17 protein-coding genes and 1 pseudogene are annotated in these 20,326 nt (G+C 71.8%); 9 read left to right on the top strand and 9 right to left on the bottom strand.

Going from position 1 to position 20,326, the window contains the following annotated elements; translation table 11 throughout:
• Positions 1-6: 6 nt before the first annotated feature.
• The 5 genes from LOK46_RS20805 to ispG all read right to left on the bottom strand — a co-directional run bounded on the left by LOK46_RS20805 (position 7) and on the right by ispG (position 7,292).
• Complete coding sequence (locus LOK46_RS20805; protein WP_273560323.1) at positions 7-2,337, bottom strand: xanthine dehydrogenase family protein molybdopterin-binding subunit; 2,331 nt, start codon at positions 2,335-2,337, stop codon at positions 7-9.
• Positions 2,334-2,813, bottom strand: a complete 480-nt coding sequence (locus LOK46_RS20800) for a (2Fe-2S)-binding protein (protein ID WP_273560322.1) — start codon at positions 2,811-2,813, stop codon at positions 2,334-2,336. The genes LOK46_RS20805 and LOK46_RS20800 overlap by 4 nt, the downstream gene beginning before the upstream one ends.
• Before the next feature lie 424 nt (positions 2,814-3,237).
• Complete coding sequence (locus LOK46_RS20795; RefSeq protein ID WP_273560321.1) at positions 3,238-3,525, bottom strand: DUF6968 family protein; 288 nt, start codon at positions 3,523-3,525, stop codon at positions 3,238-3,240.
• 59 nt (positions 3,526-3,584) lie between these two features.
• Positions 3,585-5,603: a potassium transporter Kup gene (locus LOK46_RS20790; RefSeq protein ID WP_273560320.1), complete on the bottom strand. Its 2,019-nt coding sequence runs from the start codon at positions 5,601-5,603 to the stop codon at positions 3,585-3,587.
• Between the two features lie 360 nt (positions 5,604-5,963).
• Positions 5,964-7,292, bottom strand: a complete 1,329-nt coding sequence (gene ispG / locus LOK46_RS20785) for a flavodoxin-dependent (E)-4-hydroxy-3-methylbut-2-enyl-diphosphate synthase (RefSeq protein ID WP_273560319.1) — start codon at positions 7,290-7,292, stop codon at positions 5,964-5,966.
• 419 nt (positions 7,293-7,711) lie between these two features.
• Between ispG and LOK46_RS20780 the strand changes: the two genes are divergently transcribed.
• The 8 genes from LOK46_RS20780 to deoA all read left to right on the top strand — a co-directional run bounded on the left by LOK46_RS20780 (position 7,712) and on the right by deoA (position 14,374).
• Positions 7,712-8,839, top strand: coding sequence for a patatin-like phospholipase family protein (locus LOK46_RS20780; protein ID WP_273560318.1), 1,128 nt, complete (start codon positions 7,712-7,714; stop codon positions 8,837-8,839).
• Positions 8,840-8,899: 60 nt separating this feature from the next.
• Positions 8,900-9,466, top strand: coding sequence for a glutathione peroxidase (locus LOK46_RS20775; protein WP_273560317.1), 567 nt, complete (start codon positions 8,900-8,902; stop codon positions 9,464-9,466).
• A 57-nt stretch (positions 9,467-9,523) separates the two neighbouring features.
• Positions 9,524-10,159 (top strand): sigma-70 family RNA polymerase sigma factor, encoded by a 636-nt coding sequence (locus LOK46_RS20770; protein WP_273560316.1) that lies wholly within the window; start codon positions 9,524-9,526, stop codon positions 10,157-10,159.
• Positions 10,160-10,260: 101 nt separating this feature from the next.
• On the top strand, positions 10,261-11,028 hold the full coding sequence (locus LOK46_RS20765) for an anti-sigma factor family protein (RefSeq protein WP_273564653.1): 768 nt from the start codon (positions 10,261-10,263) through the stop codon (positions 11,026-11,028).
• Positions 11,029-11,091: 63 nt separating this feature from the next.
• Positions 11,092-11,532, top strand: a complete 441-nt coding sequence (locus tag LOK46_RS20760) for a cytidine deaminase (RefSeq protein WP_273560315.1) — start codon at positions 11,092-11,094, stop codon at positions 11,530-11,532.
• Positions 11,525-12,349: a purine-nucleoside phosphorylase gene (locus LOK46_RS20755; protein ID WP_273560314.1), complete on the top strand. Its 825-nt coding sequence runs from the start codon at positions 11,525-11,527 to the stop codon at positions 12,347-12,349. Before LOK46_RS20760 ends, LOK46_RS20755 begins: the two co-directional genes overlap by 8 nt.
• Positions 12,342-13,073: a deoxyribose-phosphate aldolase gene (gene deoC, locus LOK46_RS20750; RefSeq protein ID WP_273560313.1), complete on the top strand. Its 732-nt coding sequence runs from the start codon at positions 12,342-12,344 to the stop codon at positions 13,071-13,073. Before LOK46_RS20755 ends, deoC begins: the two co-directional genes overlap by 8 nt.
• Positions 13,074-13,075: 2 nt before the next feature.
• Positions 13,076-14,374: a thymidine phosphorylase gene (gene deoA, locus LOK46_RS20745; RefSeq protein WP_273560312.1), complete on the top strand. Its 1,299-nt coding sequence runs from the start codon at positions 13,076-13,078 to the stop codon at positions 14,372-14,374.
• A 54-nt stretch (positions 14,375-14,428) separates the two neighbouring features.
• Here the strand turns inward: deoA and LOK46_RS20740 are convergent, their stop codons facing one another.
• The 4 genes from LOK46_RS20740 to dnaK all read right to left on the bottom strand — a co-directional run bounded on the left by LOK46_RS20740 (position 14,429) and on the right by dnaK (position 18,950).
• Positions 14,429-14,746, bottom strand: a complete 318-nt coding sequence (locus LOK46_RS20740) for a hypothetical protein (protein WP_273560311.1) — start codon at positions 14,744-14,746, stop codon at positions 14,429-14,431.
• Positions 14,747-14,855: 109 nt separating this feature from the next.
• Positions 14,856-15,494 carry a class I SAM-dependent methyltransferase gene (locus LOK46_RS20735; protein ID WP_273560310.1) on the bottom strand — a complete coding sequence of 213 codons (639 nt, stop codon included), beginning with the start codon at positions 15,492-15,494 and terminating at the stop codon, positions 14,856-14,858.
• 140 nt (positions 15,495-15,634) lie between these two features.
• Complete coding sequence (gene dnaJ / locus LOK46_RS20730; protein ID WP_273560309.1) at positions 15,635-16,780, bottom strand: molecular chaperone DnaJ; 1,146 nt, start codon at positions 16,778-16,780, stop codon at positions 15,635-15,637.
• A gap of 253 nt (positions 16,781-17,033) precedes the next feature.
• A complete protein-coding gene (dnaK, locus tag LOK46_RS20725) occupies positions 17,034-18,950 on the bottom strand; it encodes a molecular chaperone DnaK (RefSeq protein ID WP_273560308.1) in 1,917 nt (638 codons plus the stop codon).
• 392 nt (positions 18,951-19,342) lie between these two features.
• Between dnaK and LOK46_RS20720 the strand changes: the two are divergent.
• Positions 19,343-20,325, top strand: a pseudogene (locus tag LOK46_RS20720) (hypothetical protein).
• The last annotated feature ends 1 nt before the right edge of the window (position 20,326 follow it).

The raw sequence follows: 20,326 nt of genomic DNA, 5'->3' as shown, positions 1-20,326 counted from the left end.
GGCGGTTCAGGCGCTCAGCTGATCGCGGATCGGCAGCTGCCGCACCCGCCGGCCCGTGGCCGCGAAGATCGCGTTGGCGATGGCCGGCGCCACCGGCGGCACGCCGGGCTCGCCGACGCCGCCGAGCGGGCCGTCCCAGTTTCCGGTCGGCACGAGGTGCACGCGAACCGCCTTCGGGGCGGCGTCGATCCGGAGGACCTCGTAGCCGTCGAAGTTGTTCTGCACCGCCCGTCCCTGCTTGAAGGTGATCTCGGAGGTGAGGGCGAGCCCCATCCCCATGACCACAGCGCCCTCCATCTGCGAGCGGATGCGCTCCGGGTTCACCTGCGGCCCGCAATCGACCGCGATGTCGATCGCCTTCACCGTCACCTGACCCTTGTCGTCGACCTCCACCTCGGCCGCCACCGCCGTGTAGGTGACGAAGCTGTAGTGGCCGGCGACGCCGAGGCCGCTGCCCTTGGGCATCTGCCGTCCCCAGCCCGCGCCCTTGGCGGCCGCCTCGATCACGCCGCGCAGGCGCCCGGTCTCGATCGGGTAGCGCTTGGGATCCTCGCCGTAGTTCCAGACGTCGCCGATCTCGGTCGGGCTGATCTTGCGATCGGGTCCGATGAGTTCGAGCAGGTACTCCTTCGGCTCGCGGCCGGCGGCGTGCGCCAGTTCCGACACGAAGGACTGGATCGCGAAGGCGTGCGGGATGTTCGACACCGAGCGGAACCAGCCGACGCGGACATGCGCGGCGGCCTCGGGGTTCTCCAGCCGCATGTTCGGGATGTTGAGCGGCGTGTTGACCAGCCCCATCCCGAGCTCGAACGGCAGCTCGTGCTTCGGGTCGGGCGCGAAGATCGAGCCGATCGTCGGCGCCACCGAGCGGTGCAGCCACGCCACCGGCATGCCCTTCTCGTCGAGGCCGGCCTCCAGGTGCTCCACCGAGATCGTGTGGTAGAAGCCGTGGTGGAGGTCGTCCTCGCGGGTCCAGGCGAGCTTCACCGGCGCGCCGCCGACGGCCTGCGAGCAGAGCGCCGCCTCGACCACGTAGTCGGGCTTGGACTTGCGCCCGAACCCGCCGCCGAGCAGCGTCACGTTCACCTTGACCTTGTCGTCGGGCAGCTTGAGCGCCTTCATCAGGCGGTCGTTGGCCGCCTGCGGACCCTGCACGCAGGCCCAGGCCTCGCAGAACCCGTCCTTCACGCGGGCCACGGCCGCCGGGGGCTCCATCGGCGCCTGGGCGAGGTGGGGCACGAAGTACTCGGCCTGAACCTTGGTCTTGGCCTTCGCCATGGCGCCGTCGACGTCGCCCTGCGTGCGCACGACCTTGCCGGGCTTGCGGGCGGCGGCCTCCAGCTCCTTGCGGAACGCGTCGGTGTCGTAGCCGGCGTTCGGGCCGTCGTCCCAGGTGATCTTGAGGGCGTCGCGGGCCTTCATGGCCGACCACGTGTTCTTGGCGACCACCGCCACGCCGCCGAGCGGCATGAACTCGGACGGGATCTCGCCGCCGTCGATCTTGAAGATCTTCACGACGCCCGGGACCTTCTTGGCCTCGCCGTCGTCGAAGGACTTCACCTTGCCGCCGTAGACGGCCGGGCGCGCGACGACCGCGTACAGCATCCCGTCGAGCTTGGTGTCGAGGCCGTAGATCGCCTTGCCGGTGGTGATGTCGAAGTTGTCGATCAGCCCGACCTTGCCGGTGCCGATGTAGCGGAAGTCCTTGGGGTCCTTCAGCTTGACGTCGGTCGGAACCGGCAGCTCGGCGGCGGCCTTGGCGACCGCGCCGTAGCCGAGGGTGCGACCCGACTTAGCGTGGGTCAGCGTGTGGTTGACGGCCGTCACCTCGGAGGCCGGCACGCCCCACTGCTTGGCCGCCGCCTGGATCAGCATCAGCCGCGCGGCGGCGCCGGCGTGGCGGAAGTGCTGGAAGAAGTGGCGGGTCGAGCGCGAGCCGTCGGTGTCCTGGTTGCCGAAGCGGGTCTCGTCGCCCCAGGCCTGGACGACCTTCACCTTCGACCAGTCGGCCTCCAGCTCGTCGGCGACCGTGAAGGCCACCGAGGTGCGGATGCCCTGGCCCATGTCGGAGCGGTGGTTGGTCACCGTGACGGTGCCGTCCGGCGCGATGGCGACGAAGATCTTCGGATCGTCGCGCCAGCCGTGCGGCATGCCGTCGGCGCCGAACTTCTGCTCCTTCTGCTCCTTGGTCTGGGTCTCGTCGGCCCGGGCGGGGCGCAGCGAGAGCGCCAGAACCAGCGCGCCGGCGCCGCCGAGGATGCCGCGGCGGCTGACGTTGTCGAGGGCCGGCGTGGTGCCGGCGGTGCGCTCGGCGCTCAGCTTGGCGTCGTGGATCACAGGCGCTCTCCCTTGCTGGCGGGCGCCGTCTGGCCGGCGGCCTGATGGATCGCGGTGCGGATGCGCGGGTAGGTGCCGCAGCGGCAGATGTTGCCGCTCATCGTGGTGTCGATGTCGTCGTCGGTGGGCTTCGGCGTGTCCTTGAGGAGTGCGGCCGCCTGCATGATCTGGCCGCACTGGCAGAAGCCGCACTGGGCGACGTTCTGGTCGCGCCACGCCACCTGCACGGGGTGGTTGCCGTCCGGCGACAGCCCCTCGATGGTGACGACCTCCTGGCCCGCGGCCGCCGACACCGGCGTGATGCAGGCGCGGGTCGCCGCGCCGCCGAGATGGATGGTGCAGGCCCCGCAGAGGGAGACGCCGCAGCCGAACTTGGTGCCGGTGAGCCCGAGCTCGTCCCGCAGGTACCACAGCAGCGGCATGTCGGGGTCGCCGTCGAAGCTGCGCGCAGCCCCGTTCACGGTGAGTTTGATCATCGTTGCGTCCTGTCTGGCGGCGCCGGAGCGGCGATCAGTCGGGTCCGAGCCGGGCCGGGGGCCACGACCGGCTTAGCCGGCTCACGTTCCCCGTTGCGGACAGGCCGCGGGGCGAACGCTCAAGCTCAGAATAATAAATATTCTAAGGCACGCGGCGGGGTGGGCGCAACGCGGGGACGCGGCCGGTCATCCCGGAGCCTCTGCGCGCGGGTCATGCCGCGTGCGGCGGCGCACATGGGCGATCATCTACAAGTAGACGAAGGCGGGTCGGTTCGGGCCGACGGGCCAGTCCACCGCGCGCCGTGGCCGCGGATGGGGCGAGGCACTTGGCTCCGCGTGGCGCCCGAGGACCGCACCTTAGTCGGGGGCGTTTCGCTTCGCGCGATGGCGGGCGCCCGCTGTCGATCTTCGTCGAGCCGGCAGCTCACCCCTCGAAGGTCCTGTCGGCGCCGACCAAGAGACCGCGGCCATCCTTCGGTATAGGGAAGCCGTACCCGTCACCGGGTTTCTCCCATATCAGGACGCCGGCCTTATGGGCCGCGCCGCCGCAGAGATCGATGCCGATCCTCTGCATCGCCAGATGGAGCGCCTGCAGCGCGTCGGCGCCGGCTCCGAAACGGTCCCGCGGCCGCTCGGGCCGATCGATGGTGTCGCGGCAGATCCAGTGCCCGTCCGCGTGTTCCGGCGCGGAGCCGGACCGGGACAGGGACATCGCCGTCCGGACCTCGGATCGTCAGGACGCGCGCGCCGATGACCGTGACGGCGCGGCCCTCAGACCGTCACCTGCGTCCCGACCTCCACCACACGCCCGGTCGGGATCTGGAAGAAGTCCGTGGCGTCGTTGGCGTTCTTGGCCAGCGTGATGAAGATCCGGTCCTGCCAGAGCGGCATGCCGGAATGCGCCGCCGGCCGGATCGAGCGGCGCGACAGGAAGAACGATGTCGCCATGATGTCGAACTTGAAGCCCTGGCGGCGCAGCAGCACCAGGGTCTTCGGGATGTTCGGCGTCTCCATGTAGCCGAACTTCATCACGACCCGGTAGAAGTGCGGACCCACCGGCTCGATCCGCACCTTGTCGGCCTCGTTCGAGCGCGGCGTGTCCACCGTCTCGACGGTGAGGATCACGTTCTTCTCGTGCAGCACCTTGTTGTGCTTGAGGTTGTGCAGGAGCGCCGCCGGGGCGATCTCCGGGTCGCTCGTCAGGAACACCGCGGTGCCGCGCACGTGGTGGGGCGGGCTCTTCTCCAGCATGCCGACCAGCTCGACCAGCGGCACGTCGGTCTTGCGGGTCTTGTTGAACAGGATCGTCACCCCGCGCACCCAGGTCCACATCAGGATGACGAGGCCGCCCGCCAGCAGGAGCGGCACGTAGCCCCCCTCCACGACCTTGATCAGGTTGGAGAGCAGGAACAGGAACTCGAGGACGATGAAGGGCAGCATCACGGCGGCCGCCGCCAGCGGCGACCAGCCCCACATCCGCCAGATCACCAGAAAGGTCATGGAGGCGGTGAGCAGCATCGTGCCGGTCACCGCGATGCCGTAGGCCGAGGCCAGCGACGACGAGGTCTTGAACAGCACCGCCAGCAGCACGACGCCGATCATCAGCAGCGAGTTGATCTGCGGCAGGTAGATCTGACCGGCATGCGACTCGGAGGTGTGGCGGATCTCCAGCCGCGGCAGCAGGCCGAGCTGGATCGCCTGCCGGGACAGGGAGAACGCGCCGGTGATCACCGCCTGGCTCGCCACCACGGTGGCGAGCGTGGCCAGCACCACCATCGGCAGCAGGCCCCAGGCCGGCACCAGCTGGAAGAACGGGTCGGCGGTGTCGGGCTTCTCCAGCACCAGGGCCGCCTGGCCCAGATAGTTCAGGGCGAGCGCCGGGAAGACGAGGCAGACCCACGCCACCTGGATCGGCTTGCGGCCGAAATGCCCGAGATCGGCGAACAGGGCCTCGGCGCCGGTCACCGCCAGGAACACGGCGCCCAGCGCCACCAGCGCCCCGGTGCCGTGGCCGAGCAGGTAGACCACGGCGTGCGCGGGGTTGACCGCGCGGAAGACCTCCGGATGGAGGGCGATGTGCGGCAGGGCCGCGAGCGCCATGGCGAGGAACCACACGATGGTCATCGGCCCGAAGAAGGCCGCGACCTTGGCGGTGCCGCGGTTCTGCACGAGGAACAGCGCGACGATGATCACCACGGTGATCGGCAGGACGTAGTCGTCGAGGGCGGGCGTGACGAGCTTCAGGCCCTCCACCGCCGAGAGGACCGAGATCGCCGGGGTGATCACCGCGTCGCCGTAGAACAGCGAGGCGCCCAGCAGCCCCAGCATGAACACGATGCGCGAGCCGCCGAGCGCCTTCCGGGCCAGCGCCATCAGCGAGAGGATGCCGCCCTCGCCGTTGTTGTCCATGCGCAGCAGGATCGCGACGTACTTGATCGTCACGATCATGAAGAGGGCCCAGAGGATCAGCGAGACGGTGCCGATCACCTCCTCGGGCAGCAGGATGCCGTCGGTCCGGGCCGGGACCAGCGCCTCGCGGAACGCGTAGAGCGGGCTCGTGCCGATATCGCCGTAGACGACGCCCACGGAGCCGACCAGCAGCGTCCAGAACCCGGCATGGCCGTGCTGGGTCTCGGCCTTCTCGGGGGCATCGAGGGTGCCGGAGGTAGCGGGCCCGTGCGTCGGCGCCGGAGCGCCGGTCTCGTCCGCCGCCTGGGCGGCCGCGCGCGCGGCGTCGGGGGCTGCGGGCGCGGGCTGGGCGGCTACGCCGGGTGCGAAGGTGTGGCTCATGCGGATGTCGGAAGCTCGGGCGTGGCCGGCGCTTCGCGGTTCGGCTCAGGGGCCAGTCGGGGCCGGGCAGAACACGCGAAGACTCCGCCGAACCGTGCGGGCCGGCCACCGGGCCGACCGCTCGCGGGATCGTGCGGCCTTGCTATCATGCCCTCGTGCGCCCGGAAACCGTGTGCACCTGCGAAGATCGCGGAGCTGGGTCTCGGCGCGGCGGGCCGCCACGTCAGCGTTAACGCGACGCGCCGAGCCTGTCAGAGACGGCGCGTCCGGGTTCCGGGTTCGCCCGCGGCGCTCCGGAGTGACGGTGCGGGAAGCGCGTCCTCCGTGTCGAAGGACGTCCGCATCGACCCGCCCCACGCCTCACTCGGCGGCGGTGCGGGTCCCGCCCTGCTGGCCGAATCGGCGCTCGATGTAGTTGATCACGACCGTCTCGAAGTCCTTGGCCAGTGTCGGGCCGCGGAGCGTCATCGCCTTCTTGCCGTCGATGAAGACCGGCGCGGTCGGGGTCTCGCCGGTCCCGGGCAGCGAGATGCCGATGTCGGCGTGCTTCGATTCGCCCGGGCCGTTCACGATGCAGCCCATCACGGCGACGTTCAGCCCCTCGACGCCCGGATAGGTCTTCTTCCACTCCGGCATCGAGGTGACGATCCAGTTCTGGATGTCGCGGGCCAGCTCCTGGAAGGTCGTCGAGGTCGTGCGGCCACAGCCCGGGCAGGCCGCCACCATCGGCACGAAGGTGCGGAACCCCATCGTCTGGAGGAGTTCCTGGCTCGCCTTGACCTCGACGGACCGGTCGCCGCCCGGCTCGGGGGTCAGGGAGTAGCGGATCGTGTCGCCGATCCCCTCCTGGAGGAGCACGCCGATGGCGGCCGAGGCGGCGACGAGGCCCTTCGAGCCCATGCCGGCCTCGGTCAGGCCGAGATGGATCGCGTAGTCCGAGCGGCGCGCGACCTCGCGGTAGACCGCGATCAGGTCCTGCACCGCCGAGACCTTGGCCGAGAGGATGATCTTGTTCTGCGGCAGGCCGAGTTCCACGGCCCGGTCGGCCGAGCCGATCGCCGAGCGGACCATCGCCTCGCGCATGACCGCGCGGGCATCGATCGGCCGCGGCAGCTTGGCGTTCTCGTCCATCAGGTGGGTGAGCAGCTCGCCGTCGAGGGAGCCCCAGTTGGCGCCGATCCGCACGGTCTTGTTGTGCTTGATCGCCTGCTCGATGATCGACGAGAACTGCGTGTCCTTCTTGTCCTTGAAGCCGACGTTCCCGGGGTTGATCCGGTACTTGGCCAGAGCCTCGGCGCAGGCCGGGTGGTCGGCGAGCAGCTTGTGGCCGATGTAGTGGAAGTCGCCCACCAGCGGGACGTGGACGCCGATCCGGTCGAGGCGCTCGCGGATCTTCGGCACGGCGGCGGCCGCCTCGTCGCGGTCGACGGTGATGCGCACGAGTTCCGAGCCGACCCGGGCGAGCTGGGCGACCTGCGCCACGGTGGCGTCGATGTCGGCCGTGTCGGTGTTGGTCATCGACTGGACGACGATCGGGGCACCGCCGCCGACCGTGACCGCGCCGTCACCCTCGCCGACCGTGACGCCGACGGTGCGGTGGCGCGGGGCGGGGCCGGCGATCTCCGGGCCGCCGCCGGCCAGCGGGTTGTCGGCGGGGATTTCGGAACGGGTGGCTTCCATGACTTCCATCGTGGACTTTCGCGGGCGCGCCTCGCGGGTGCCGGAGCCGTGACGGCTGCCGGGCCGGTCCCGGGGACACGCCTCGCCGGAACTTCGGGGCTGCCGCGGGTTAGCTGCGGATGACCCGGCGCCGCGTCAACCCGGCGCCGCGCGGGGCAGCATCGCGCAGGACAGCATCGCGGCTGTCATGTCGTATCCGGGCGCGGATGTCGAGTTTTCTGCACGTCCGGGCGGCGTCCGGCGCGCTGCCGGCCGGTTTTCGTCAGCCCCTGTTGCCGATTCGCTCATGCCGACGGGCGTGCCGATCTGGATGCCAACCCGGGTACCGACCCGGGGGCGGGTGCCCCGTCGCAATCCCCGCGCATGGTTGATGCTGCATTGCAGCATCCCATCTGTGTTCCATCTATGTTGCGGATCAGGAGGCCGACATGAGCGAGCAATTCGGCGGCGCCGAGCCGCACAACCCCGTCACCGCCGTTCCCGAATCGCCCGTCACGGACGCGATCGAGGCGCAGCCCGCGCAGGCGCCGGGCGCCGCGCTGGCCGGGCCCGGGGCCGAGAAGCCGGTGGCGCTGGCGCTCCAGGGCGGCGGCGCGCACGGCGCCTTCACCTGGGGCGTGCTCGACGCCCTGATCGAGGACGGACGCCTCGGCTTCGAGGCGGTGACGGGGGCGAGCGCCGGGGCGATGAACGCCGTCGTGCTGGTGGATGGCTGGCTCAAGGGCGGCCCGGACGGGGCCCGCGAGGGACTGGAGCGGTTCTGGCGCGAGGTCAGCCTCGACGGCGACCTGGGGCCGGCCCAGCGCAACCTCGTGAGCGGCCTGTTCAGCCTGTGGAAGGGCAATCCGGTGGCCGAGTTCTGGGCCAAGATGCTGGCGCCCAGCCCCTACGTGTCGAACCCGCTCAACATCAATCCGCTGCGCAAGGCGCTCGCCGAGCAGGTCGATTTCGACCGCCTGCGCGAGGCCGACACGGCGGGCCTGTTCGTCTCGGCCACCAACGTCTGGACGGGCAAGCTCGCGGTGTTCGAGCGCGAGCGCTTGACCGTCGACCACCTGATGGCCTCGGCCTGCCTGCCGACGGTCTTCCAGGCGGTGGAGATCGACGGCGTGCCCTACTGGGACGGCGGCTACCTCGGCAACCCGCCGCTCTACCCCCTGCATCGCGGCGCCCAGACCCGCGACATCGTACTCGTCCAGATCAACCCGGTGGAGCGGCGCGAGACCCCGCGCACGGAGGCGGAGATCCGCGACCGGCTCAACGAGATCACCTTCAACGCCAACCTGATGCGGGAATTGCGGGCGATCGACTTCCTCGACGGGCTGATCGAGGAGGGCACCCTCGGGCAGGGCCAGTACCGCCGGGTCCTGGTGCACCGGATCGACGGCACCGACGCCCTGGAGGACTACAACGCCGCCTCCAAGCTCGACGCCCGCTGGACCGTGTTCAAGCGCCTGCGCGACAAGGGACGCGCCGCCGCGCAGGCGTGGCTCGCCGAGAACTACGAGCGGATCGGCCGGGACTGTACGGTCGACCTGCAGCAGGCGTATCAGTAGCTCGATCCTCTCCCGATCTGGTTCGTTGACGCGCCGGAACGTCCGCATCGGAGACCTGCCATGACGCTGCTGCGCCGCGAGGCCCTGATCCTGATCGGTGCCGGCCTCGCCGGCGGCGCCCGCGCCGCCGAGCAGCCGGCCGCGACCGCGCGGGCCACGGATTTCGCCTTCGAGACCCCGGAGGCCGCGCCCATGCCGCTCTCCGCCTACGCGGGCAAGCCGATCCTCGTGGTCAACACCGCGACGGCCTGCGGCTACGCCGGGCAGCTCGCCGGGCTCCAGACGCTCTGGACGCGGTTCGGCGATCGCGGGCTCGTCGTGCTGGGCGTGCCGTCGCCGGATTTCGGCAACCAGGAGCCGCTGGACGGGCCGGCCATCGCGGAGGCGGCGCGGAAGAATCACGGCGTCACCTTCCCGCTCACGGCCAAGACCCGGGTGAAGATGCCGGGCGCCCATCCGTTCTACCGCTGGGCCGCGGCCGAGCGCCCCGCGGAGACGCCGCGCTGGAACTTCCACAAGTACCTGATCGCCCGGGACGGCACCCTCGCGGCGGCCTTCGCCACGCAGGTCGAGCCGACCGATCCGCGGATCATCTCGGGCATCGCCGCCACCCTCGACCAGGCCTGACCGCGACGCCGGGCCGACCTGCGGGATTAAACCGCCGAGCCCCCGCGTTCACACCCTATGGCATCGGACAAGAACAAGCGCCCGGATCTCCTCGACCTGCTGGTGCCCCTGCGGCGCTACGCCCGGTCGCTCACCCGCGACACGCTGCGGGCGGACGATCTCGTGCACGACACGCTGGTGCGGGCGCTGGAGATGCAGGGCTCGCTCCGGCCGAACACCAATCTGCGCACCTGGATGATGACGGTGCTGCACAACGCCTTCATCGACGAGCAGCGCCGCCGGCAGGTCGAGGCGCGGCACGCCGACACGCTGGTGCGGATGACCGAGGACATGGCGCCGCCAGCCCAGGAGGGGCAGGTGCGCCTCGCCCAGATCCGGCAGGCCTTCCTCAAGCTGCCGGAGGAGCAGCGCGCCGCGCTCCACCTCGTCACCCTGGAAGGCATGGCCTACGCCGACGCGGCGGCCGTTCTCGGCATCCCGATCGGCACCCTGATGTCCCGTCTCGGCCGCGGCCGGGCGGCCCTGCGGGCCTTCGAGGAGGGGACGCGGACCGATCGCGGCTCCGACGACGCGGAGCCGGCCAAGACACCCGAGACGCGGCGCGGACCGCCCTCCACCCTCCGGCTCGTCGTCTCCGACGAGCCGCGGGAAAGGTCCGCCTGGCCTCTTCGACGCGCCGTCGGAGAGAGCTGAACACGGAGCTGATGAAGGACCGGCACCCGAGGGCGCCGGTGCCGACCGACGATTGCGACCGGCGGATCGCCTCCGGGCACGCTGGATTCGAGGACTTCACGATGATCGATCCGATCACAGACGACGATCTCATCGCCTTCGTCGACGGCCAGATCGACCCGATGCGCCGTCTCGACGTCGAGGCGCACCTCGCGGCCAATCCCGCGGCCGCGGCCCGGGTGATGGCCGAGATGCACGATCGCGACGCCCTGCGGGCCTGCTTCGAGCGCGTTCCGGGGCCCGGGCCGGACCGGAACATGGTCCTGGCGCGCCGCTTCGACCGGAACCTGCGCTGGCGCCGCGTCGCCTCGCGCCTCAAGAGGGCCGCGGCCATCGCGGTGCTCGTGGGCGCGGGTTGGCTGGCCCACGACGAGATCGGCCGCTTCGGCGTTCCCGACACCCTGGCGGCGACCCCGGATCCGGCCCTGATCGCCGACGCGCGGCAGGCCCGGGTCGTGGCGCAGCTGCGCAAGAGCATCGGCGGCCAGGCCGACGATCCGGTCTACGACCGGGCGCGTCTCCGGTCAGCGACCGGCATCGACCTGCCGGCCCTGCCCGACGGCTGGCGGGTGCGCGACATCCAGGTCTTCCCCGCCCGGCACGGCACCGGGATCGAGGTCGCGCTCGAGACCGGCAACTTCGGCGAGGCGTCGCTGTTCGCCACCCGCGGCATCCGCGGCGGACCGACGACGCTCATCACCGGTTCGGACGACGGCGACGTCGTCTCGTGGAACGCCGGCGACACCGCCTACGCCCTGAGCGGTCCGCGGAGCGACGCGGACCTGCGGCAGGCGGCGAGCCTCCTCGGCGCCGGTCCGGCGAGCCGCTGAGGCCGCGCCGGACTCCTGCCCGGGGCCTCGACAGGGCTCCCCGGCGGGTGTCAAAGATCGGCCATGCAGGCCGCGGATCCAGCACCGGACCCACCACCGGACGATGACGGGCTCGCCGCCCTGTTCGAGGCCGCCCGCGCGGTGCGCGGGCGGGCGCACGCGCCCTATTCCCGCTTCCCGGTCGGCGCCGCGCTGCGCGACGAGCGCGGCGCGATCCACGCCGGCTGCAACGTCGAGAACGCCGCCTACCCGGTCGGGACCTGCGCGGAGGCCGGGGCGATCGCCGCCATGGTGGCGGCCGGCGGCCGGCGCATCGCGGCGATCCTGGTCTGCGGCGACGGCGCCGGCCTGGTGACGCCCTGCGGCGCCTGCCGCCAGCGCATCCGCGAGTTCGCCGGGCCGGACACGCCGATCCACGCCGCCGGTCCGGGCGGCGTCGCCCGCACCTTCACGTTGGCGGCGCTGCTGCCGGAATCCTTCGGCCCGGAGACGCTGGGTGAGTGAGGCGGCCGCCCGCGACGCCCTGCGCGCCGCCGGCTTCGCCGGGCCCTACGCCTGCGCGGTGGTGACCGGCACCGGCCTCGGCGGGATCGCGGCCGCCCTCACGGACGCGACCGCCGTCGACTACGCGGCGATCCCGGGCTTTCCGGGACCGGGCGTCAGCGGCCACGGCGGCCGGCTGCATCGCGGGCGCCTCGCCGGCCGCAAGGTTCTGATCTTCGAGGGGCGGGCCCACGCCTACGAGCGCGGCGACCCGGCGGTGATGCGGGTGCCGCTCGCCTGTGCCCGGCACCTCGGCGCCCGGCGCCTGCTGCTCACCAACGCCTCGGGATCGCTGCGGCCGGTGACGGGGCCCGGCAGCCTCGTGCTGCTCGCCGACCACATCAACCTCTCCGGCCTGAACCCGCTGATCGGCGAGGCCAGCGACGCCCGGTTCGTGCCGATGACCGAGGCCTACGACCCGGATCTGCGGGCGCGGCTCCGCGCGGCGGCCGAGGCCTGCGGCGTGCCTCTCGGGGAGGGGATCTACGCGTGGTTCTCGGGCCCGAGCTTCGAGACGCCCGCGGAGGTGCGGATGGCCGGCATCCTGGGCGCCGACCTCGTGGGCATGTCGACCGTGCCCGAGGTGATCCTCGCCCGGTTCCTCGACCTGCCGGTGGCGGCGGTCTCGGTCGTGACGAACCTCGCGGCCGGCATCGCCGGCGGCGCGCCGCACCACGCGGAGACGAAGGCGGTGGCGGCCCGGGCCGCGGAGGATCTCGGCCGCCTGGTCCGGGCCTTCGTGGCCGCCCTGCCCGACGGAGAGACAGCCGATGACTGATTCCGAAGCCGGCGCGGTCGCCCGCCGGGTCCTGCCGCTCCTCGACCTCACCGATCTCGGCGAGACCTGCACCGAGACTCGGATCGACGCCCTCTGCCGGGACGCGAAGCGCGGCGGCGTCGCGGCGATCTGCGTCTGGCCGCGCTTCGTCGCGCAGGGGGCGCGGGCGCTGGGGAGCACCGGCATCCGGATCGCCACGGTGATCAACTTCCCCGCGGGTGGCGAGGACTGCGCCCGCGCCACCGACGACACCGCCGAGGCCCTGCGCGACGGCGCCGACGAGATCGACCTCGTCCTGCCCTACGGCGCGCTGCTGCGGGGCGAGGCGGCGGTCGCCCGCGACATGGTCGAGGCCGTGCGCGACACCTGCGGGTCCGCGACCCTCAAGGTGATCCTGGAGACGGGCGAACTCGCCGATCCCGGGCGGATCCGGGAGGCCAGCCGGATCGCCCTGGAGGCGGGCGCCGATTTCCTGAAGACCTCCACGGGCAAGAGCCCGGTCTCGGCGACCCCGGAGGCCGCCGAGGCGATGCTGGCGGAGATCCGCGCGGGCGGCCGCCCCGCGGGCCTGAAGGTCTCCGGCGGCCTGCGCAGCGTCGCCGACGCCGCCACCTACCTCGACCTGGCCGACCGGCTGATGGGCCCGGGCTGGGTGAGCCCGAGAACCTTCCGGCTCGGGGCGAGCAGCCTGTTCGAGACCCTGATCCGGGCGCGGACGCTGTGAGCGTGCGGCTTCCCCAGGAGACGATCCGGGCCAAGCGCGACGGCCAGCCCCTCGAGCCGGAGGCGATCGACGCCTTCATCCGCGGCCTCACCGACGGCACGGTCGGGGAGGGGCAGGCGGCGGCCTTCGCCATGGCGGTGTTCTTCCGCGGCCTGTCGCTGCCGGAGCGGGTGGCGCTGACCCGCGCGATGGCCGAGTCGGGCCGGGTCCTCGCCTGGGACCTGCCCGGGCCCGTCCTCGACAAGCACTCCACCGGCGGGATCGGTGACGCGGTGAGCCTGCCGCTCGCCCCGATGGTCGCGGCCTGCGGCGGCTACGTGCCGATGATCTCGGGGCGCGGCCTCGGCCATACCGGCGGGACGCTGGACAAGCTCGGCAGCATCCCGGGCTACGACGCCACGCCCGGGCTCGACGCGTTCCGCCGGGTGGTCGGCACGGTCGGCTGCGCCATCATCGGGCAGACCGCCGAACTCGCGCCCGCGGACCGGCGCCTCTACGCGATCCGCGACGTCACCGGCACGGTCGAGTCCCGCGACCTGATCACCGCCTCGATCCTGTCGAAGAAGCTCGCCGCCGGGCTCGACGGGCTCGTGATGGACGTGAAGCAGGGCTCCGGCGCCTTCATGGCGGGCGTGCCCGAGGCGCGGGCGCTGGCCCAGAGCATCGTCACGGTGGCGGAGGGGGCCGGCCTGCGCACCGCCGCGCTGATCACCGACATGGACGCGCCGCTCGCCAGCGCGGCCGGCAACGCCGTCGAGGTCGCCTACGCGATCGACTACCTGACGGGCGCGCGCCGCGAGCCGCGCTTCCACGCGGTCACGGTGGCGCTGGGCGCGGAGATGCTGGTCGTCGGCGGCCTCGCGCCGGACCGCGTCAGCGCCGCGGAGCGGCTGGAGCGGGCCCTCGCCTCGGGCCGGGCGGCCGAGGGCTTCGGCCGCATGGTCGCGGCGCTCGGCGGGCCGGGCGATCTCCTGGAGAGGCCGGACGCGCATCTGCCCGCCGCGCCGGTGCGGCGGCCGGTCCGTCAGGACGGGACCGTCGCGGGGATCGCCACGCGGGCGCTGGGCCTGGCGGTGATCGGGCTCGGCGGCGGACGCACGCGGCCGGAGGATCCGGTCGACCCGCGCGTCGGCTTCACGGATCTCGCCGGCCCCGGATCGTCCGGCGGCCTGCTCGGGATCGTCCACGCGGCCGACGAGGCCGCGGCGGACCGGGCGGAGGCCGCGCTGCGGGCGGCCTACCGGATGGGCGACGCGCCGCAGGAGCGGCCGCCCGTCCTCGAGCGGGTGGGCGCCGGTTAGCGGCCGCGCCCGGTCATCACGGAGCCGTGGCCGGGCGGGGCGGGCTCGAAGCCCTTACCAGCGGCCGTAGCCGTGGCGATGGCCCCAGCCGCCGTGGTGATGGTGACGCGGGCCGAAGCCGCGGTGGCCCCAGCCGTGATGGTGGCCCCGGCCCCAGCCGTGGTGGTGATGGCGCGGGCCGTAGCCGCGGTGACCCCAGCCGCCGTGGCGGTGCCCGTAGCCGTAGCCGTACTGGACGGTCTGGATGTCGCCGGCCTCCGCCTGCAGGCCGGCGTCGCGGCCGAGGGGCGCGGCCATGGCCGGGGCCGCGAGGGCGAGTCCGCCGAAGGCCAGGGCGGCGGCCAAGCGGGTCCGTGCGGTCTTGGTGAACATCGGCGTTCTCCTGATCCACGCCGGTCGCCCTGTGGCGTCCGGCCGTGTCACAGGTCTGCGCCTTTCCAGTTGACGCCAACGTGACCTGTTCGCTCAGGCCGTGTTCAGGTCAGGGCCGACGGTAGACCCAGACCCGCGCCGGCGGCAGGTTCAGCCAGACCCGGTTGGAGCGGTCGGCGGTGTAGCTGCCGGCCTCGCAGCGGGCCGGGATCGGCGGGACGACCGCGTAGGTGAACTGCACGAACGGCGCGCCCGGCCGCATCAGGTCGTGGGCGGTGTTGAGCAGGTCGAGCCGCTGCTCCAGCGGCTTGGTGAACAGCGGCAGGCTCGAGATCGTCGCGGCCGCGGGCTGCGTCAGCACGTCCTGGAGGCTCGCGCGCATGTTGTAGGCGTCGCCCTGGATGACCCGCACGCCGGGGAAGCGATGGGCCAGGAGGCGGCAGAAGTCGGGGTTGAACTCCACGAGGATCAGCCGCTCCGGCGCGACACCGCGCCGGATCAGCGCCTCGGTCACCGGGCCGGTGCCGGGTCCGAGCTCGACCACCGGCCCATCCAGGCGCGGGTCGACGTAGGCGGCCATGGTCCGGGCGAGCATCTTGCCCGACGGCGTCACCGCACCCGTGACCAGGGGGCGCTCGAACCAGGACCGCAGGAACCGGGCCTCGTCCTCGAGCGGGTCGCGCCGCGGCCCGAAAATCGCGCTCCTGCCCTCAGGAGCCTTCGCGTTGGGACGGCGGAGCGGCGGCAAGTCCTGGATTCCTTGATGCCGAATGAGAATGAAAGGCTAAAGAACGGCGCTGTCTTACAGCCAAGCCGGCGCGGCGCCTAGGGTAAGCAAGCCACGCCGGCCGCTTGCATAACGGGCCGTCCCGGGTTTCGGATCCGGCCTCACGGCCGGACCGCGCCCCCGAAGAAGTCCCGCACCTTCGAGAAGAAGCCCGCGGATTCGGGATGGTTCTCCGGGGAGGCCGACTGGTCGAACTCCTGGAGCAGCTCGCGCTGGCGCTTGGTCAGGTTCTGCGGGGTCTCGACGAAGACCTGGATGTAGAGGTCGCCGACCTCCCGCGAGCGCAGCACCGGCATGCCCTTGCCCTTGATGCGGAACTGCTTGGCGGTCTGCGTCCCCGCGGGGATGCGCACCTGCGTCTGCGAGCCGTCGATCACCGGCACGGTGATCTCGCCCGACAGCGCGGCCGTCACCATCGAGATCGGCACCCGGCAGAACAGGTCGGCGCCGTCGCGCTGGAAGAACTCGTGCTGCTTGATCGACAGGAAGACGTAGAGGTCGCCCGCCGGCCCGCCGCGCAGGCCGCTCTCGCCCTCGCCGGCGAGCCGGATCCGCAGCCCGTCATCGACGCCCGCCGGCACGTTGATCGAGAGGGTGCGCTCGCGGTTGACCCGGCCGGCGCCCTGGCAGGCGGTGCAGGGATCGTCGACGATCTCGCCGCGGCCGTGGCAGTTGGGGCAGGTCCGCTCGATGGCGAAGAAGCCCTGCGCCGCCCGGACCCGTCCGTAGCCCGCGCAGGTCGGGCAGGTCCGCGGCTTCGAGCCGGGCTTCGCGCCGGACCCGTCGCAGACCTCGCAGGTGATCGAGGTCGGGATCTTGATGGTCTCGGCCTTGCCGAGGAACGCCTCCTCGAGGGTGATCTCGAGGTTGTAGCGCAGGTCGGCCCCGCGCTCGCGGCCCGGCGCGCCGCCGCGCCCACGGCCGCCGCCGGCGGCCCCACGGCCGTCGCCGAAGAAATTGTCGAAGATGTCCGACATGAAGTCGCCGAACTCGTTGCCGAATCCGGGGCCGCCCCCGCCCTGGCTGAAGGCCGCGTGGCCGAACCGGTCGTAGGCGGCGCGCTTCTGGCCGTCCGAGAGGCACTGATAGGCCTCGTTGATTTCCTTGAACTTGATCTCGGCGTCCTTGTCGCCGGGATTCCGGTCGGGATGATAGGTCATCGCGAGCTTGCGGAAGGCGACCTTCATCTCGCCTTCCGTGGCGGTCTTGGTGACCCCCAGGATCTCGTAATAGTCCCGCTTCGACATCCCGCCCTCAGGTGCCTTCCCGTCGGCCCGAACTCCGGATCGCGACGCTTCTACCATCGCTCCGGCATTCCGGGGCGCCGAAGGCGAGCCCGGAATCCAGAAGCATCGACGGTGCAGACCTTCGATCTGTCGGCGAACCTGGATCCCGGGCCCCGCTTCGCGTCCCCGGAACGACGGAGCCTTCGGATCAGCTGCCCACGCAAACGCAGGGCCGGATCGCTCCGGCCCTGCGCGGTCGTATCAGAAACGCGCGTCAGGCGCGCTTCTTCTGGTCCTTCTCGTCGACCTCCTGGAAGTCGGCGTCGATGACGTCGTCCTTCTTCTCGGAGGCCGCCGCCTCGGCACCGGCGTCGGGGCCGGCCGCCTGGTTGGCGGCGTACATGGCCTCGCCGAGCTTCATCGAGGCCTGCATCAGGTCCGTGGTGCGGGCCTTGATGGCCTCGACGTCCTCGCCCTCGAGCGCGGTCTTGAGCGCGGTCATCGCGGTCTCGATCGCACCCTTGTCGGAGGCCGGAACCTTGTCGCCGTACTCGGCCACCGACTTCTCGGTGGCGTGGATCAGGCTCTCACCCTGGTTCTTCACCTCGACGAGCTCGCGGCGCTTCTTGTCGGCCTCGGCATTCGCCTCGGCGTCCTTCACCATCCGGTCGATGTCGGCGTCCGAGAGGCCGCCCGAGGCCTGGATGCGGATCTGGTGCTCCTTGTTGGTCGCCTTGTCCTTGGCCGTCACGTTGACGATGCCGTTGGCGTCGATGTCGAAGGTCACCTCGATCTGCGGCATGCCGCGGGGCGCCGGCGGGATGCCGACGAGGTCGAACTGGCCGAGCAGCTTGTTGTCGGCCGCCATCTCGCGCTCGCCCTGGAAGACCCGGATCGTGACCGCGTTCTGGTTGTCCTCGGCGGTCGAGAAGGTCTGGGACTTCTTGGTCGGGATCGTGGTGTTGCGGTCGATGAGCCGCGTGAACACGCCGCCCAGCGTCTCGATACCCAGCGACAGCGGGGTCACGTCGAGGAGCAGCACGTCCTTGACGTCGCCCTGGAGCACGCCGGCCTGAACGGCGGCGCCGATGGCCACGACCTCGTCGGGGTTCACGCCCTTGTGCGGCTCCTTGCCGAAGAAGGACTTCACCACTTCCTGGATCTTCGGCATGCGGATCATGCCGCCGACCAGCACCACCTCGTCGATCTCGGAGGCCGAGACGCCGGCGTCCTTGAGCGCCTTGCGGCAGGGCTCGATCGTGCGCTGGACCAGGTCGTCGACCAGCGACTCGAACTTCGCCCGGCTGAGCTTCAGCGCGAGGTGCTTCGGGCCGGTGTTGTCGGCGGTGATGTAGGGCAGGTTGATCTCGGTCTGGGTGGCCGAGGACAGCTCGATCTTCGCCTTCTCGGCGGCCTCCTTGAGGCGCTGGAGCGCGAGCTTGTCCTTGGTCAGGTCGATGCCCTGCTCCTTCTTGAACTCGGCCGTCAGGTACTCGACGATGCGGTTGTCGAAGTCCTCGCCGCCCAGGAAGGTGTCGCCGTTCGTCGACTTCACCTCGAACACGCCGTCGCCGATCTCGAGGATCGAGACGTCGAAGGTGCCGCCGCCGAGGTCGTAGACCGCGATCGTGCCGGACTTCTTCTTGTCGAGGCCGTAGGCGAGCGCCGCCGCGGTCGGCTCGTTGATGATGCGCAGCACCTCGAGGCCCGCGATCTTGCCGGCGTCCTTGGTGGCCTGACGCTGGGCGTCGTTGAAGTAGGCCGGGACCGTGATGACCGCCTGCGTGACCGGCTGGCCGAGATGCGACTCCGCGGTCTCCTTCATCTTCTGCAGCGTGAAGGCGGAGATCTGCGAGGGCGAGTACTTCTTGCCGTCCGCCTCGACCCAGGCGTCGCCGTTGTCGCCGCGGGCGATCGTGTAGGGCACCAGGCCCTTGTCCTTCTGGGTCATCGGGTCGTCGTAGGTCCGGCCGATGAGCCGCTTGATGGCGAAGAACGTGCGCTCGGGGTTCGTGACCGCCTGGCGCTTGGCCGGCTGGCCGACGAGCCGCTCGCCGTCGTCCGTGAAGGCGACGATCGACGGCGTGGTGCGCGCGCCTTCCGAATTCTCGATGACCTTGGGCTGCGTGCCTTCCATCACGGCCACGCACGAATTGGTGGTGCCCAGGTCGATGCCGATAACTTTACCCATGGTGGGATCCCTCTTTGTGTCGCGTTCAAGCAGACCGCCGAGCCCCGAAGCAGCTCGGCCCATGGCGGTGTCGGGGGTGATGTGAGTATGGGACCCGGGCCGGATCAAGGGCCGTGAACGGCTGAAACCCAGCGCGCAATCCCGCGTCGAGGGCGATATAAGAAGCCCGTTCCGGGCCCGCAAGGCGAAGCCTGCGCGGCGGGATCGGCCACGCAGATCCGCGCCATCCCCTTGTCATTCCGGCAGGATCTCGCCGCACGGCCGCCGACGGCCCGGTGGCGTGGCTGCATTTTGTTGCTCCGCTGCCACGTCGGCGCCATCGACGGCGTGTTAACGTTTCGACAAGGGGTTGCGCGTGGCCCCGCCACCTCGTGTCCCCGTCGTAGAGTCCGATGCGCCCGACCCGCAGCCTCCTGCTCCCGATCCTGGCGGTCGCCGTCGCGGCGCCCGGGATGCTCGCCGCGCCCCCGGCGCGGGCCCAGAACTTCTTCGAGCGCCTGTTCGGCATCAAGCCGGAGCGGCCGCCGACGCCGCCGCGCGGCCTGCCGGAGCCGGCGCCCGCCCCGGCGGCGCCGGGCGAGCCGGGCCCGCCCGCGGCCCCGAGGCGCCCCGGCCCGCCCCCGCCCCGGCCCGCCCGGTCGTGCTGAAGACGCCCTCCGAGGACGGCGTGATCGGCCAGGAGCTGCAGCTCAACGGCCTGTCCGGATCCCTGAAGCTGGAGCGCTCCGGCACCGCCGTCACGGCGCGGATCAAGCTGCCCGGGACCAAGATCTCGCAGCCGGCGGATTCGTGCACGGTGCCGCTCGCGGGCGGCAATCCGGTGACGCTCACCGCCGAGGGCAAGCCCGAGGGCGTGCCGCGCTTCGAGGCCGCCGGGGCCGAGTGCCCGCTGCGCTTCGACGTGACCGACGGCGGCGTGCTGGTCTCGAGCCTGGGTTCGGGCCCGGTCTGCACCTTCTCGGCGGCGGATTGCGCGACCACGCCGGTCGGCCTCTGGGGGCCCGGCGCCGCCACCCTGATCCCGCGGGCCGGCGAGTTCGACACGGCCCGCGGCGTCGCCGACAAGGCCGTCCGGGACAATTACAAGCTGATGACCCAGCGGGCCCGGCGCGAGGACGTCCGGCCGATCGTCAGCGAGCAGGCGGCCTTCTCGTCCGACCGGGAGCAGCTCTGCCGCACCTACGCGCGCGAGGGCACCCACGGGTTCTGCCATCTGCGGGTGACGGAGAACCGCGCCCTGGCCCTGGCCACCCGGCTCGGCGCCAACACGGCGACGCCCACCGCCGCCGTGGCGCCTCGCCGGCCGCGGCCCAAACCGGCCGTCGAGGGCATGAACCCGGACGCGGTCGGCGGCGGCGACGCGCTGCCCGAATAGG

It is taken from the genome of Methylobacterium sp. NMS14P, from assembly GCF_028583545.1.
Taxonomy (GTDB): domain Bacteria; phylum Pseudomonadota; class Alphaproteobacteria; order Rhizobiales; family Beijerinckiaceae; genus Methylobacterium.
The sequence above is the reverse complement of the archived record's forward strand: the minus strand, read 5'-3'. Positions and strand labels throughout refer to the sequence as shown.

Bases quoted from the DNA above. Each gene is read 5' to 3' on its own strand.
- LOK46_RS20800 (WP_273560322.1), bottom strand. From the start codon at position 2,813: ATGATCAAACTCACCGTGAACGGGGCTGCGCGCAGCTTCGACGGCGAC.
- LOK46_RS20795 (WP_273560321.1), bottom strand. From the start codon at position 3,525: ATGTCCCTGTCCCGGTCCGGCTCCGCGCCGGAACACGCGGACGGGCAC.
- LOK46_RS20790 (WP_273560320.1), bottom strand. From the start codon at position 5,603: ATGAGCCACACCTTCGCACCCGGCGTAGCCGCCCAGCCCGCGCCCGCA.
- ispG (WP_273560319.1), bottom strand. From the start codon at position 7,292: ATGGAAGTCATGGAAGCCACCCGTTCCGAAATCCCCGCCGACAACCCG.
- LOK46_RS20780 (WP_273560318.1), top strand. From the start codon at position 7,712: ATGAGCGAGCAATTCGGCGGCGCCGAGCCGCACAACCCCGTCACCGCC.
- LOK46_RS20775 (WP_273560317.1), top strand. From the start codon at position 8,900: ATGACGCTGCTGCGCCGCGAGGCCCTGATCCTGATCGGTGCCGGCCTC.
- LOK46_RS20770 (WP_273560316.1), top strand. From the start codon at position 9,524: ATGGCATCGGACAAGAACAAGCGCCCGGATCTCCTCGACCTGCTGGTG.
- LOK46_RS20765 (WP_273564653.1), top strand. From the start codon at position 10,261: ATGATCGATCCGATCACAGACGACGATCTCATCGCCTTCGTCGACGGC.
- LOK46_RS20760 (WP_273560315.1), top strand. From the start codon at position 11,092: ATGCAGGCCGCGGATCCAGCACCGGACCCACCACCGGACGATGACGGG.
- deoC (WP_273560313.1), top strand. From the start codon at position 12,342: ATGACTGATTCCGAAGCCGGCGCGGTCGCCCGCCGGGTCCTGCCGCTC.
- LOK46_RS20740 (WP_273560311.1), bottom strand. From the start codon at position 14,746: ATGTTCACCAAGACCGCACGGACCCGCTTGGCCGCCGCCCTGGCCTTC.
- dnaJ (WP_273560309.1), bottom strand. From the start codon at position 16,780: ATGTCGAAGCGGGACTATTACGAGATCCTGGGGGTCACCAAGACCGCC.
- dnaK (WP_273560308.1), bottom strand. From the start codon at position 18,950: ATGGGTAAAGTTATCGGCATCGACCTGGGCACCACCAATTCGTGCGTG.